Annotated in this window: 12 protein-coding genes; 4 read left to right on the top strand and 8 right to left on the bottom strand. The window is 30.5% G+C overall.

Annotated features, from left to right (window positions below; translation table 11 throughout):
* The first annotated feature begins 26 nt into the window (after window positions 1–26).
* The 4 genes from CBquer539_RS00655 (at window position 27) to CBquer539_RS00640 (ending at window position 4,281) form a co-directional block, all read left to right on the top strand.
* Window positions 27–1,286 carry a peptidylprolyl isomerase gene (locus CBquer539_RS00655; RefSeq protein ID WP_500836543.1) on the top strand — a complete coding sequence of 420 codons (1,260 nt, stop codon included), beginning with the start codon at window positions 27–29 and terminating at the stop codon, window positions 1,284–1,286.
* A 1-nt stretch (window position 1,287) separates the two neighbouring features.
* The gene (gene pdxA, locus CBquer539_RS00650) at window positions 1,288–2,307 is read left to right on the top strand and encodes a 4-hydroxythreonine-4-phosphate dehydrogenase PdxA (protein ID WP_500836542.1); all 1,020 of its coding nucleotides are present in this window, start codon (window positions 1,288–1,290) and stop codon (window positions 2,305–2,307) included.
* Window positions 2,288–3,091 (top strand): 16S rRNA (adenine(1518)-N(6)/adenine(1519)-N(6))-dimethyltransferase RsmA, encoded by an 804-nt coding sequence (rsmA, locus tag CBquer539_RS00645; protein WP_500836541.1) that lies wholly within the window; start codon window positions 2,288–2,290, stop codon window positions 3,089–3,091. Before pdxA ends, rsmA begins: the two co-directional genes overlap by 20 nt.
* Window positions 3,092–3,459: 368 nt before the next feature.
* Window positions 3,460–4,281, top strand: coding sequence for a symmetrical bis(5'-nucleosyl)-tetraphosphatase (locus tag CBquer539_RS00640; protein ID WP_500836540.1), 822 nt, complete (start codon window positions 3,460–3,462; stop codon window positions 4,279–4,281).
* 188 nt (window positions 4,282–4,469) lie between these two features.
* On the opposite strand, the gene folA is transcribed toward CBquer539_RS00640, so the two are convergent.
* The 8 genes from folA to ribF all read right to left on the bottom strand — a co-directional run bounded on the left by folA (window position 4,470) and on the right by ribF (window position 16,260).
* A complete protein-coding gene (gene folA / locus CBquer539_RS00635) occupies window positions 4,470–4,964 on the bottom strand; it encodes a type 3 dihydrofolate reductase (RefSeq protein ID WP_500836539.1) in 495 nt (164 codons plus the stop codon).
* Window positions 4,965–5,105: 141 nt separating this feature from the next.
* Window positions 5,106–8,342: a carbamoyl-phosphate synthase large subunit gene (gene carB, locus CBquer539_RS00630; protein WP_500836538.1), complete on the bottom strand. Its 3,237-nt coding sequence runs from the start codon at window positions 8,340–8,342 to the stop codon at window positions 5,106–5,108.
* 19 nt (window positions 8,343–8,361) lie between these two features.
* Window positions 8,362–9,504 (bottom strand): glutamine-hydrolyzing carbamoyl-phosphate synthase small subunit, encoded by a 1,143-nt coding sequence (gene carA, locus CBquer539_RS00625; RefSeq protein WP_500836537.1) that lies wholly within the window; start codon window positions 9,502–9,504, stop codon window positions 8,362–8,364.
* Between the two features lie 243 nt (window positions 9,505–9,747).
* Window positions 9,748–10,599, bottom strand: coding sequence for a 4-hydroxy-tetrahydrodipicolinate reductase (dapB, locus tag CBquer539_RS00620; RefSeq protein WP_500836536.1), 852 nt, complete (start codon window positions 10,597–10,599; stop codon window positions 9,748–9,750).
* A gap of 267 nt (window positions 10,600–10,866) precedes the next feature.
* Window positions 10,867–11,802 (bottom strand): 4-hydroxy-3-methylbut-2-enyl diphosphate reductase, encoded by a 936-nt coding sequence (gene ispH, locus CBquer539_RS00615; RefSeq protein WP_500836731.1) that lies wholly within the window; start codon window positions 11,800–11,802, stop codon window positions 10,867–10,869.
* A gap of 164 nt (window positions 11,803–11,966) precedes the next feature.
* Window positions 11,967–12,458: a signal peptidase II gene (gene lspA, locus CBquer539_RS00610; RefSeq protein WP_500836535.1), complete on the bottom strand. Its 492-nt coding sequence runs from the start codon at window positions 12,456–12,458 to the stop codon at window positions 11,967–11,969.
* A complete protein-coding gene (gene ileS, locus CBquer539_RS00605; protein ID WP_500836534.1) occupies window positions 12,458–15,289 on the bottom strand; it encodes an isoleucine--tRNA ligase in 2,832 nt (943 codons plus the stop codon). Before ileS ends, lspA begins: the two co-directional genes overlap by 1 nt.
* A complete protein-coding gene (ribF, locus tag CBquer539_RS00600) occupies window positions 15,286–16,260 on the bottom strand; it encodes a bifunctional riboflavin kinase/FAD synthetase (RefSeq protein WP_500836533.1) in 975 nt (324 codons plus the stop codon). Before ribF ends, ileS begins: the two co-directional genes overlap by 4 nt.
* Between the last annotated feature and the right edge of the window lie 74 nt (window positions 16,261–16,334).

Genomic DNA, 16,334 nt, shown 5'->3' with positions numbered 1-16,334 from the left:
TTAATTATATGAAATTTTGGAAAATATTGATTCTAATATTTACATTAAAAACAAATATTGTTTTTGGAGAATTAAAAACAGTAGATAAAATTGTAGCATTAGTAAATCATGATATTATATTAGATAGCGACGTCAGAAACAATATTTATATGATTCAAGATAACATCTGCAACATTAATAACCACGCATTACAGAATACTGCACATTATCCGGTAATTTTAGATCAATTGATCACAGACAATCTCATTTTTCAAGTAGCTGCTCAACAAAATATTAGTATTAACCATGATCAACTTAATCAGATGATTAATTGTATTTTAAATATATACGATATGACATTAGATCAATTCCGTATACACTTACATAATATTGGTTTAAGTTACGAAAAATATTATTTGCAACAATACCAAAACATGCTTAAAAAAAGCATATGCGATCGTGTTGTTTATCATCATGCTAATATGTTAACAACTGAAATCAATAAAATTACCAAAGAAACAAATGTTATTGATTTTAACAAACAATTTAAACTAAGGCATATTATATTGTCATTGCCGATACAACCAACAAAAAACCAAATAGATAACATAGAATATTTTGCGAAATTATTAACCAAAAAAAAAGAATTTAGTAATAATGTTAAAAAATTAATACATACACATTCCTATAAAAATATTATTCAAACAATTACAGCACAGAAAGCAGAATGGATTTCATGGAAAGACATACCAATTATTTTTGATAAATATTTACAAACAATACAAAAAGGTGATGTTATCGGCCCAATTGTATCTTATGATGGGATACATATTATAGAAATACAGGATATACGTTATAAACCAATTATATTACCTATAACTAAAATTAAAGCAAAAATATTTGGTATAAAAAATCCATGCGAAGATGTACACATAGTAAAGCAACTGTTGCAAATTAAAGAACGCGTGGAAAAAGGTAATACTACATTTGATATAGTTATTAAAGAAACACCAAAAAATATATGTTCTAATTATTATGAAGAAAATATAGCATATAGAGATTTAGACGATTTCGATCCATCAATTCGAAAAATTTTAATTCATTTAAAAAGAAATGAAATTAGTATACCAATATATACCTCCTGTGGGTGGTGTTTAATTCAGTTAATAGATGTATCTACATTAGATTACGACGAAATAATATATGAACGAACTTATTTATACTTGTTAAATAAAAAATTCGATGAAATTATGAAAAATTGGATTCAAGAATTACGATCAGCATCCTATGTTAAAATAATTAACTAAAATGATAAAAAAAAACGAACAATTTCGACGAATTGTCATTACTATAGGAGAACCAGCTGGAATAGGTCCTGATATAGTTATTATGAGTGCGCAAAGAAAATGGCCTGTAGAATTAGTGGTATGTGCAGATCCTAACTTACTGTTAGATAGAGCGAATCAAATAAATTTACCTCTAAAATTGCGTTCTTATCATTCTAAAAAAATAGCGTCTCCTTGTGTACCTGGAGAATTATCTATACTAAAAATGCTGCTTCCAAAACAATCTATACCCGGGCAATTAGACGTTAATAATAATAATTATGTTATTAATACTTTAACACGAGCGTCTCAAGGATGTTTAAATGGAGAATTTTCAGCATTAGTTACTGGCCCTATACATAAAGCTATCCTTAATAAAGGAAACATCTCATTCTGTGGGCACACCGAATTTTTATCTCAAATCAACAGATGCGAAAAAACTGTAATGATGTTAAGTAATAGAAAATTACGTGTTGCTTTAGCTACCACTCATATCCCTATATTATCTGTTCCGAAAATGATCACTCAAAAATCTCTTTGCGATACTATTTCTATTCTCGCAAAAGGATTAAACAAATACTTTAGTATTCCATGCCCTAAAATCTATGTATGTGGTTTAAATCCACATTCTGGAGAATCCGGTTATATAGGACAAGAAGAAATTAAAATCATTATACCTGCTTTAAATATTTTAAAAAAAAACATTAATTATAAACTAATAGGACCATTGTCAGCTGATACAATATTTCAACCGAAATATGTTCAACATGCAGACGTAATATTAGCTATGTATCATGATCAAGGATTGCCTGTGTTAAAATATTCTGGATTTGGGCAATCAGTAAATATTACTTTCGGTTTGCCCTTCATTAGAACCTCTGTGGATCATGGTACTGCTCTTGATTTGTCTGGAAAAGGAACAGCTATGCCTGATAGTATGATCATGGCTATTACAGTTGCAATTAGCATGATAAATAATTTTTATGAAAAAAATATACTATAAAAATCATCTTATAAAAAAAAAATGGAGCCAAGTATTTCTTAAAGACCAAAATACTATTGACACTATTATTAAAACTATCAATCCTAAAAAAAATCAAAAAATAATAGAAATTGGACCTGGATTAGGTGCATTAACCAAACAAATTTTAAATACTACAGATCTCGATTCACTAATATTAATAGAACGGGATTTCAATTTAGTCACTCGACTAATTCAAATGTTTAAAAAAAAAGTTAATGTTTTTTATCAAGACATAATGACAACAAACTTCTTTGAGTTATCACACCAATTTGGACAAAAACTACGATTGATAGGGAATTTGCCTTATAATATAGCCACAGAATTAATCATACATCTATTTAGATACATTAATGTAATCTATGATATGCATTTTATGTTTCAGAAAGAAGTAGCTACACGACTCTGCGCTAGCCCTAATAACAAGAAATACGGAAGATTAAGCATAATAACACAATATCATTGCAAAGTTATTCCATTATTATCAATACCAGCAACTGCATTTGTTCCTATACCAAAAGTAGAATCTATAGTAATACGTTTACTTCCACACACACATACTCCTTATCCGATAATTAATACACAACAACTATCATTACTTACACGATTAGCATTTAGCCAAAGACGCAAAACTATTCGCAATAGCCTATCTACATTTTTCAATGAAACAGAAATAACACAACAAGGAATCAATCCAGAATTACGAGCAGAAAATGTTACTATTGATCAATACTGCATACTAGCAGATATGTTAAAAAGGAAATAGATCTATTTATATAATGTTGTATCATAACATATATAATTATTTACAGTTGTATTTTAACTACTTAAATGCTATTATTTATGTGTATTAGTTGTGTTGTCACTTATTAATTTATTTCTACCAAATATACGATAATTAAACAACAAAATGGTGTAAAACTTTTTGGTTAAATTAGAAGATATTTAAAACAACATGCCGTCATTATAATTGATGACCTGTTATTAACAGAAACATATTTTCATGTTTTTATAAAATAGTATAGTATAAAATACTTTTATTACAGGTAAAAGTTTATATCTTCATATAAAGTATGAAAATTTGTGATGTATGTATTGATTAATTTTTATTTGAAACAAAATCTATAACAGAAAATGTCTACTTATTTCATCGGAGATGTCCACGGATGTTACCAAAATCTAATAACTATACTAGATCGTGTATCCTTTAATCCTAATGTTGACACCCTGCATTTCACCGGAGATTTAGTCGCTAGAGGACCAAATTCATTAGAAGTATTACGTCTAATACATACATTTAAAAACAGTGCTTGCCTAGTATTAGGCAATCATGAGTTGCATTTATTAAAAATATATTTTGGAATAAATCATAAAAAACATAAAGATTACTTCGATGCCATATTAAATGCTCCGGATCTAGAAGAATTAATTCATTGGTTACGTCATCAACCTATATTGTATATAAATGATAATAAAAAAATATTAATGACTCATGCAGGTATTAGTCCTAATTGGAATATTAGTGATGCTAAAAAATATGCCCGAGAAATAGAAGAAATTTTAGTCAGCGACTATTCTTTTCTACTTTTTAAAAAAGATATACATGAAAATATATCTAATATAACTCGAATAAATATTAATCAATTAAAACAAATAAAAAACAACATTAATATATTTACGCGAATGCGTTATATTGATTTAAATGGACAATTAGATTTAAAATACAAAGGAACTCCTAAACATGCCCCAAAGAATATATATCCGTGGTTTTATTTACCCAGGTTAACTGATCCTACATATGATATAATCTTTGGTCATTGGGCATCATTAGCGGACACACAAATTCCATCTGGTATTTATGGGCTAGATTCTGGCTGTTGCTGGGGAGGAACACTTACTTTATTACGATGGGAAGATAAAAAAATTATATGCGTACCCTGTACCCCACCAGCTTAATACTTCAAAAAATGATAATCCAGTTCAAGTTGAATGTAATAGTTCTTTATAAATATTATAAATAAATCAAAAATAAATTATCACCATATTTTAATTAGTCACTATTCTTTTTAAAGAGACATAATTTACTGATTTTCAATATTATTTCATTAATACAGAAAATTTATAATTCCACTATAATGTCGTCGTTAACAGCGCTCAAGAATTTTAAAATTTAAATAATCAAAACAATCTTCATTAATTTTGTAAAAACTATTAAATATAGATTGCCATTCTCTTACATCATAATTGGGAAACCAAGTATCGCCATCAATATCAATAATATTATGAATATATGTTAAATATAAACGTTGTGCATAAGGCAAAAAAATATTGTATACTTCACTTCCTCCAATTACCATAACTTCATATGCATCTTGTATTAAATATAAAGCATCATCTGTATTATCTACTATAAAAACATCATTGTAATTATTTAATAAATTACGACTTAAAACAATGTTCAGTCTATTTAATAACGGCTTATTACCCATAGACTCAAATGTTTTACGTCCCATAATAATTGGTTTGTATAAAGTATGATATTTAAACCACTTCATATCTATAGGCAAATGCCAAGGAATAACATTTTTTTTTCCAATTACACGATTGATGGTCAATGCAACAATTAAGCTAATAATCATTATTATACAATATTTAAGGTATATTAAATTAAATAAAACATTTTTAATAATATCTCTGATAATTACATACACAATACACCAATACCAACTTAACTAAAAGTATATAAATAATTATAAATTATATTAATATATTACTGCTTATTATAGTTGACACATTATTTTAGCATGCATATCTTGAATCGACACCACGTGTTCAGTAGTATCAATAGTTAGTGACGTGGCTGCAGCAAAACTACCATTTATTGTAGTAACATAATAAACATTATGTTGTAATGCGATACGGCACAACAATGTATTATTATTATTATTATTAATTTTATCTGTTAAAGTAGTATCAACAACGTAACTATATTCACCATTTTTAATCTTTTTGTGAATGTATGCATAAGTTATATGTACTGGTCTAATCATTTGAGAAACAATACCAACACTCTTTAACATCTCCGCTGTTTCATGTGTAACATCCAACATAAAACCATTTTGAATAAATTTAGCAACTAAATCTGCTGCTTTATCTACATCTCTTTCAGATAGTGATAACAGTACATCACCATGTTTTTTTATATTAAACTGACTACCTAATGTTGCTTTAGCAAATGCTTCCTCAAAAGTACGCCCAATACCCATTACCTCTCCTGTAGATCTCATTTCTGGTCCTAATTTCGGATTCACATCAATAAATTTATTGAACGGTAATACCACTTCTTTCACTGAAAAATAAGGAGGAATTACTTCTTTTAAAATACCTTGATCAGATAAAGACTGCCCAATCATTACTCGAGTGCCAATTTTTGCTAACGCCATACCAGTAGCTTTAGATACAAAAGGAACCGTACGTGATGCCCTTGGATTAATCTCAATAATGTAAATCTCATCTTTTTGTATTGCAAATTGTATATTTACCAAACCTTTTACATTAAATTTAAATGCTAGTTCTTTTACTTGACAACGTATCCTGTCTTGAATATTTTCGCTCAATGTATAAGCTGGCAAAGAACACGCTGAATCTCCAGAATGCACCCCTGCGTGTTCAATATGCTCCATAATTCCTCCGATAAACACCTGTTTTCCATCACAAATAGCATCTACATCTACTTCTATAGCATTTTCTAAAAAACGATCTAACAAAACCGGTGCATTATTAGACACTTTTATAGCGTTTTTAAAATAAAATAATAATTCTTTTTTGTTGTACACTATTTCCATAGCCCTACCTCCTAAAACATAAGAAGGCCTAACTATTATGGGATATCCTATATGTTTAGCTTGTTGTAAAGCTGACTGTATGGATACAACGGTAGCATTATCAGGTTGCTGTAATCCTAAACATTTTATTGATTGTCGAAATCGTTCTCTGTTTTCTGCATGGTCAATTGCATCCGAACTAGTGCCTATAATAGACATTCCAGCTGTTTCCAGTTCTTTAGCCAATTTTAATGGAGTTTGACCTCCATATTGAACAATCACACCTATTGGTTTATTAATACGTGTAATTTCTAAAATATCCTCTAATGTGATTGGTTCAAAATAAAGAATATCTGATATATCATAATCAGTAGAAACAGTCTCAGGATTACAATTCACCATCATTACGTTATATCCACTTTCACGCAATGTCAATGCTGCATGGACACAACAATAATCAAATTCAATACCTTGACCGATGCGATTAGGTCCCCCTCCTAATATCATGATAGATTCATGTTTTTCATTAAATTGAAATTCACATTCACCATCGTAAGTAGAATACATATAAGAAGTATCAGTAGAAAATTCTGCCGCACACGCATCTACATGTTTATATACAGGATGTATGTCATACATAAATCTTAACGTACGAATCTCATTTTCTGTCACACCTGTCAATTGCCCTAATCTTGCATCAGAAAATCCTTTCTTTTTAAGAAAATGTAACCGATGTCTATCAAGATATGATATACCTGCAGATATTACATCATTCTCTAATTGTACTAATTCTTCAATCTGAGCTAAGAACCAACGGTCAATATTAGTTAAATTAAAAACTTGTTCTAAAGATAGACCATAACGAAAAGCATCAGCAATATACCATATTCGATAACTGCTAGCATTTTTTAATTCATATGCTATAACATTAAACGCTTTAGGGTGATTTAAATTAACTTTAGGGTCTAATCCCGTTAATCCTATTTCTAATCCACGTATTGCTTTTTGTAAAGATTCTTGTTGACTTCGACCAATTGCCATCACTTCGCCCACTGATTTCATTTGAGTTGTCAATTTATTGTGTTGTTTTGGAAATTTTTCAAAATTAAAACGTGGAATTTTAGTTACTACGTAATCGATTGATGGTTCAAAAGATGCTGGGATATAACCACTCGTAATATCATTTGATAATTCGTCTAGAGTATATCCTACCGCCAATTTAGTAGCTATTTTTGCTATAGGAAATCCAGTTGCTTTAGACGCTAACGCTGATGAGCGAGAGACTCTCGGATTCATTTCAACAACAACAAGTCTCCCGTTATTTGGATTCACCGCAAATTGTACATTAGCCCCTCCAGTTTCTACTCCAATTTCACGTAATACCATAATTGCAGCATTTCTCATAATTTGATATTCTTTATCGGTTAAAGTTTGAGCTGGTGCCACAGTAATGGAATCACCAGTGTGAATACCCATAGGATCAACATTTTCTATAGAACACACAATTATACAATTATCTTTAATATCACGTATTACTTCCATTTCATATTCTTTCCAACCGATTAAAGATTCATCGATTAAAATTTCATGATGAGAAGATGAATCTAATCCATATATACAAAGTTTTTCAAATTCTTCTTGAGTATAAGCAACACCACCTCCGCTTCCTCCTAAAGTAAAAGAAGGACGAATAATACAAGGTAATCCTATTTCTTTCAACACCGTTATAGCTCCATCTATATCGCGTGCTACACTAGATCGTGCTGTTTCCAAGCCAATTTTTTTCATAGATTCCCGAAATTTTTGGCGATCTTCCGCTTTATAAATAGAATCTATCGTTGCTCCAATTGTTATAACATTAAATTTTCTTAAAATTCCGTGGCGTTCTAGATCCAAAGTGCAATTCAAAGCAGTTTGTCCGCCCATAGTCGGTAACAGTGCATCTGGATGCTCTTTTTCAATAATCTTATATATTATCTGCCATTGAAGCGCTTCAATATAAGTAGCATCAGCCATATCAGGATCTGTCATAATTGTAGCAGGATTAGAATTTACTAAAATAATACGATATCCTTCTTCACGTAGTGCTTTACAAGCTTGTGCGCCAGAGTAATCAAATTCGCAGGCTTGACCGATAATAATTGGACCAGATCCCAATAGCAAGATGCTCTGTATATCAGATCTTTTCGGCATATTACACTCCTCAAATTTATTATTGATTGCGGTAGTTTTTAATTAATTCAATGAAACGACCGAATAATGATGATGTAGCATCATGAGGCCCAGGACTAGCCTCGGGATGTCCTTGGAAGCTAAATGCAGGTTTATTAATATGACGAATACCCTGAAGTGTGCCATCAAACAATGAAATATGCGTTATTTTCAACGTATCAGGCAACGTTTCTTTATCTACGACAAAATTATGATTTTGAGTAGTAATTATAACTTTGTTCGTTTCTATATCTTTTACCGGATGATTAGCACCATGATGACCAAATTTCATTTTTATCGTTTTCGCTCCACTGGCCAAAGCCAGTAATTGATGACCTAAACAAATTCCAAACAGTGGGATCTTGGTTGTATTTAAAAAAGCTTGGATAGAATTAATTGCATATTCGTATGCATTTGGATCTCCAGGACCATTAGCTAAAAAAACACCGTCTGGTTGCATATCAATTATTTCTTGCGCTGTAGTATGTGCGGGAACCACAGTTAATAAACAACCGTAATCTACTAATATACGCATAATGTTGCGTTTAATACCAAAATCATATACTACAACACGATAAGGTAAATTTGATGGAGCAACAAATATTCCAGATTTAATATTCCAAGTACCTTGATTCCAAATATATTGTCGAGAAGTGCTTACTTTATGAGCAAGATTAAGTCCACGCAATCCAGGAAATTTACGAGCTTTATGTAATGCCAATCTGGCATCAGGCATATCGTGAGCAACAATACAGCCGTGTTGTATTCCTTTTTCTCGTATTAGCCGCGTTAACTTACGTGTATCCACTCCAGCGATGCCAACAATATTTTGTTGTACTAAATAATCTGAAAGAGTCAATGTATGACGAAAATTGCTAACAATAATCGCTAGATTACGAATAATAAGCCCTCTTATCTGAATGCAAGAAGATTCATTATCAGATTCATTGACGCCAACATTTCCAATATGGGGACAAGTTAATATTACTATTTGGTATGCATAAGAAGGGTCAGTGATTATTTCTTGATATCCAGTCATAGATGTATTGAATACTACTTCCCCTACCGTTTCTCCCTCTGCTCCTATTGAATGACCATAAAATCGATGACCATCTTCTAATACTAACAACGCCGGTTTCATCAAAGTACCTCTATTTTGGCAGTCAATTAATCATTAAATATATAATTTATATTTAATTTATTAGGTGAAATTGATGAGTCAGATATTAAATTATAATTACTATTATATTAGTTTAAAATAAAACATGTGTAAATAAAATTTACACATGTTTTATTTGTTATTATCAATATTAAAATTTTTTAAAAACATCAAATTATAATTACAAATGATACATAACCATGTTATTGTACGATTCTATCCGGTCCATCACAATAGTGTATTCATTTCCAAGATATCACTTATATCAAACAATCCTATTTTATTACGCCCTAACCAAATAGCAGCACGTAATGCTCCATGAGCAAAAATTGTACGATCCGATGCTTTATGTGCTATCTCTAAACGTTCTCCTAATCCTATAAATAAAACAGTATGTTCTCCAACAACATCTCCAGCACGTACCGAATGGATTAATATATCATTATCAGAAGATATTGATGAATGCGTCGTAGAATCAACATCACAATTCACACTTTTATCAGCTCGAGTAGATCGCAATGCCTGTGCAATAATATTTTTCATCATTAAAGCAGTCCCAGACGGTATGTCACGTTTCTTATTATGATGAGTTTCAATAATACTGATATCTGAAGTGCTACCTATAATTTGTGTAATCTTATATAATAATTTTGATACCAACGCTACACCTATACTAAAATTAGAAGAATAAACAATTCCTATTTTTTGAGATGTGTTGATAATAAAATTTTTCTGTATCTGGTTAAAACCAGTAGTACCAATCACTATATTTTTATTATTATTTGCACAAAATTTCAAATATTCTATGGATATATCAGGAGCAGTAAAATCAATCAAAACATCAAAATCATCTTTAATTAACTCAAGATTATCAGTAATTGTTACACCCAAAGTATTAGTTTTTGTCAATATCCCCACATCCATTCCACAAATTTTAGTATTTAAACGTGCTATAGCAGCTCCTAAAACAATTTCTTGACTAAATTGATTATCTCCTCCTTTCACAATACACGTAATTATTTCTTTACCCATACGACCAGTTATTCCCGTAACGGCAATACGAAGAAGTACATCGCCCATAATTTTTATATACCTTACATGATATTTATTACATACAGAAAAAATTTATGACTCTGATTGATTCTCATATAAAATATTAAATATACAATATATGAAATTTTTTAATAAATTTTAGTAATTAATTATTATTCTACTGAACACAATGTAACTAAATAACATTTAGCATTTTTATGTAATTTTCTATATCACTTTTCTTTTATCGTAATTTTGCTATTACCATAAAAATTAATGAATACATTATCGTCATGATATATATATATATATATATTAAATTTTAGGTATACCAAAAAACACATTTTCCTTTTGTCCAATCATTTCTTCAACAATAATATGATCTGAACTTAATACACGTAGTTTTTCAATAACTTGGTGTACTAAAATCTCTGGAGCTGATGCCCCAGCAGTAATACCAATATTATTCATCCCGCGTAACCAATTTCTTTGAATGTCGTTAGCACGCCCAATTAAATATGCAGTTTTGCCTATACGATGTGCTAGCTCCATTAATCTCACAGAATTAGATGATGTTCTCGATCCTACAATAAATATCATCTCTACCGTTAGAGCTAAATTTTTAAGAGCGTTTTGTCTATTAAATGTTGCATAACAAATATCATTTTTTCTAGGACCCATAATCTTTGGAAATCTTTGATGCAAAATTGATATAATCTCTTCAGCCTTATCTACCGATAAGGTTGTTTGTGTTACAAAAAATAAATTATTTGGATAATTAACCTGAAGTGACCGAGCGTCTGATGAAGATTCAACTAAATATATTTTTTCTCCATAATTTTTAGGAATATACTGTCCCATAGTACCTTCTACTTCGGGATGACCAGCATGACCTATTAATATAACCTCCATATTGTTATAATTAGCTCGGGAAACTTCCTTATGTACTTTAGTTACTAGCGGACAAGTAGCATCAAGTATTATTAAATCTTTAATTTTTGCTTGTTCCCGTATCTTTTTTGAAACTCCATGAGCAGAAAAAATTAGTACCGATCCATTCGGTACTTCATCTAGTCGTTCAATAAAAATAACACCTTTTTTAGATAATTGAGTAACCACATAACTATTATGCACTAACTCGTGTCGCACATAAACTGGGGCGCCATATATCTGTATAGCGTTCTCTACAATATTAATTGCTCTGTTTACCCCTGCGCAGAACCCACGAGGATTAGCCAATACGATTCTAATATCTACACCTTTATATACAAATAAATAAAAATAAATTAACCAGATTTGACACTTATATAAAATATAACAATTGATTTTCAAGAAATTTAGGTAATTAAATGCACTAAATGTGATAACACATATCTACCGCGTTATGAACATCGATATATATCGATGTTCATAATTTAAACTATTTGCACACAATCATAATAGCTTTTTACCATTAAAATAGCAATCCCTATACAAATTGTTGTGTCTGCAACATTAAAAGCAGGCCAATGCCAACTTTTAATGTATACATCAATGAAATCAACTACTGTTCCATGTAATATTCTATCACATAGATTCCCTAATGCCCCTCCAATGATCATAGCATAAGATATATTGCACCACTTAGAACTCTCAGTCAATCGACATAAAGTTATAATAAATACCGCAATGATCAATATTGTTATCCAAATGAATATCCAACGATAATGTAAATTAGCACTAGTAAATAATCCAAAAGCTAGTCCTGAGTTACAAATATAATAACAGTTAATACCAGGTAATACTGGTAATACCTCGCCAATCAAAAAATGCGTCTTTATCCAATATTTGGTTCCTATATCTAAGAACATTAATAATATAGATAACCACAACCATTGTAAATTTTTATAATTATATTTTTTATTCATTAAAAGAACCTACGTTTTTCCCCTGAACCAACTATGTTATTGAAGCAACGTGCACAAATATTTGAATAATTTTTATAATGATCAATATCCAATCTATAATGCCAGCAACGCAAACACTTTTTTCCTTTAGCTTTTTCTAAAAAAATTTTTAATCCTGGTGTTTCTTCTCGTTTGTCTTGAATTGTATTACATCCATTATAATAATCTAAAACTATAGCTGACGACGTCATTAATCCAAAAGAAAGTTCATTATCTAAGATACGTAACTTATTCGCCAGTTCTGGAGTAGCATATAAAACAACACTGGCATCTAAAGACCCACCAATAATACCACTAAGACGTGCTTGTTCAATTATTTTATTTACTTCACTTCTAACATATAAAAAAGTATTCCAATAATCACTATTCATAGTTTGTTGCGAATTTATACTAAATAATCCATCATACCATTCTTCAGTAAACACATATTTGGATCTATTTCCTGGGATATACCTCCAAATTTCATCAGCGGTAAAAGATAAAATTGGAGCAATCCAACGTACCATAGATTCAATGATATGATATAATGCAGTCTGGCAGCTGCGACGTGCTTCGCTATTTTTTTGTGTAGTATATAGTCGATCTTTAATAACATCTAAATAAAATGAGCCCATTTCCACTGAACAAAACTGCATAATCCGTTGTATTACATTATGAAAATTATATTTATTATAATCTGATATTACTTCTAATTGTACAGATAAAGCGCGATCTACCGCCCAACAATCTAATGCGATCATATTTTCTGGAAGATAAACGCAATCTTGTTCTGGATTAAAATCACTAATATTGGCTAAACAAAATCGGGCAGTGTTACGAATACGTCGATACACATCAGTGGTATGTTTTAAAATAGCATCCGAAATAGTCATATCTTTAGAATAATCAGAAGAAGCTATCCATAATCGCAAAATATCTGCTCCAAAATCCTTTATTATCTCCTGAGGACTAATGACGTTACCAAGAGATTTAGACATTTTGCGTCCCTGAGCATCTACGGTAAATCCATGAGTTAATATTTCTTTACAAGGGGCTTTACCTGTAATTGCAGTTGATACAATTAAAGACGACATAAACCAACCCCGATATTGATCTGCCCCTTCCAAATATAAATCTGGTAACTTTTGGTGATATTCTGATCTTTCTGGTATCACTGAATAATAAGTAGAACCAGAGTCAAACCACACATCAAGTGTATCCAACACTTTTTCATATTGATCTGCTTCATTTCCTATAATATCCTCAGATTTCAAATTCCACCACGCTTGTATTCCACGCTGTTCTACATGTTGTGCAACTATTTCCATTAATTCAAACGTACGCGGATGTAATATCTCAGTTTTTTTATGAATGAAAAGAGGTATCGGTACACCCCAAACACGTTGTCTTGAAAGACACCAATCAGGTCTATTAACAATCATTGTCCTAATATTAGATTTACCCTTATCTGGAATCCAGTGCACTTTATGTATTATTTGTAATAATTTATCTCTTAAATTATGTTTATCCATGCTTAAAAACCACTGTGAAGTAGATTTAAAAATAACAGGAATCGCATGACGCCAACAGTATGGATAACTATGTTTATAGTTGTAGTTCACATGTAATAAAGCACCCGACTGGCTTAATAAACTTATTATTATGTTATTTGATTGAAATACTTGTACACCATCTAACATAGGATGTATATTGGATATGTAGTAACCTTTATCATTTATTATATTAGTAGTGATTTTGAAATTATATTTTCGAGCTACAATATAATCATCCACGCCATGATTTGGAGCTATATGCACCACTCCCGTTCCAGAATCTAATGATACATGGCAACTCAATACGACAGGTATATCGAAAGGCATAAATGGATGTTGAAATCTTAACGATTCTAAAAAATTACCTGAAGTCTCCCCTAAAATCTTCCAAGAAGAGCATTGTATGCGTTGCATCACAATATCCACTAAATTAGCTGCAACAATTATATATTTATTATTGTTTATCGCAACTAATTGATACCTGTAATCCGGATGCACAGAAATCGCTTGATTAGCAGGTAATGTCCAAGGAGTAGTAGTCCAAATTACCAATTCAATGATTTGTTGACACAAATCAACATTAAATATTTTAGAAATACGAACATTATCTACCGCAGCAAAAGCAACATCAATAGCAGGAGAAAAATGGTTATTATATTCCACTTCTGATTCAGCTAACACAGAACCACATTGAAAACACCAATGTACAGGTTTAATTCCTTTATAGAAATAACCCTTAGATATAACTTTGCTTAAAGTACGAATAATATTTGATTCAGTCTTAAAATCCATAGTCAAATAAGGTTTCGTCCAATCTCCTAAGACACCTAACCTCATGAAATCTTTTTTTTGTATTTCTATTTGCTCCAAAACATAACTACGACAGATATTACGAAATTCATTTGGATTAATATTCATTCCCGGTTGTCCTATTAATCGTTCTACTTGTAGTTCAATCGGTAATCCATGACAATCCCAACCCGGGATATAAGGAGCATTATACCCCATGAAACTCTTATATTTAAGAACGATATCTTTCAGTACTTTGTTTACTGCATGACCTAAATGAATATTCCCGTTTACATAGGGTGGACCATCATGTAATAAAAATAGTTTTTTTTTGTTTTTCTTATGACGAATTGCTTCATATAAATTATCCTTATACCAACGTTCTAACACAACAGGCTCACACACAACTAAATTAGCACGCATAGAAAATGGTGTATGTGTCAAATTCAAAGTATTTTTATAGTCAGTCATTTATAAATTATTCCGTTTTTATAAATTTTGTTGATATTATTTTTGTTATGAAAATAACTACGTACTTTTATCATATCGTTCTTAATTTGATGCTGTAATGTTTTCACAGAATTGAAATATTGTTCATCACGTATTTTAACTAAAAATACTACTTTAATATGATAAGTATATAGATTTATAGATATATTTAACAAATGTACTTCTAATTTTTGTTGATTTTTTCCAGTAATTGTCGGGCGCATTCCCACATTAGCTATGCCCGGTAACGGAAGATTAGAGATGCCATATACTTCCACCGCGTATACTCCATGCACAGGTAATCGTTTACCTTGCAATGATATATTAGCCGTAGGAAACCCAAGCTTACGACCTAATTCATCTCCATGCACTACTCGACCAGAAATACAATAAGAATGCCCAAGTAACAATTCAGCATCTACAATTCTATTTTCTATTAAAGCCATGCGTATCGCAGTACTACTTATTCTTTGATTTTTTGCATCAAGATAAGTGGCAGTACGTATTACTTTAAAACCCTCATGTTTACCCATTTTTTTCAACAAAATAAAATCTCCTTTCCTAAAAGCACCAAACCTAAAATCATCTCCGATATAAACAAACCGCACTCCTAATTTACATATTAATATATTTTTAACAAAATTGTATGCTTCAATAGAAGCAAATTTTTTATTAAAAGTGATACACAAAATCACATCTACACCTGCTGTATATAAATAATTAACTTTATCTCTTAATCTAGTTAATCGTATTGATATTATATTAGATAGATATTCTCTAGGTTGTGGTTCAAAAATCATAACTACAACGGGTAATTTCAAATTTCTCCTTTCTTCTTGTAATGTTGAAATTAATGCTTGATGCCCGCGATGAAATCCGTCAAAATTACCAATAGTAAGTATACAACCTTTATGACGGGACTTTATATTATGTAATCCTCTAACAAATTCCATACTAAATTCAAATAAATTCTTAAGAAACATCATGTCATTAGTATATTTTTAAAATTATTGACTTATTTTATTAA

Source organism: Blochmannia endosymbiont of Camponotus quercicola, assembly GCF_059935335.1.
Note: the sequence above shows the minus strand (reverse complement) of the source record. Positions and strands in the feature narration are given on the sequence as shown.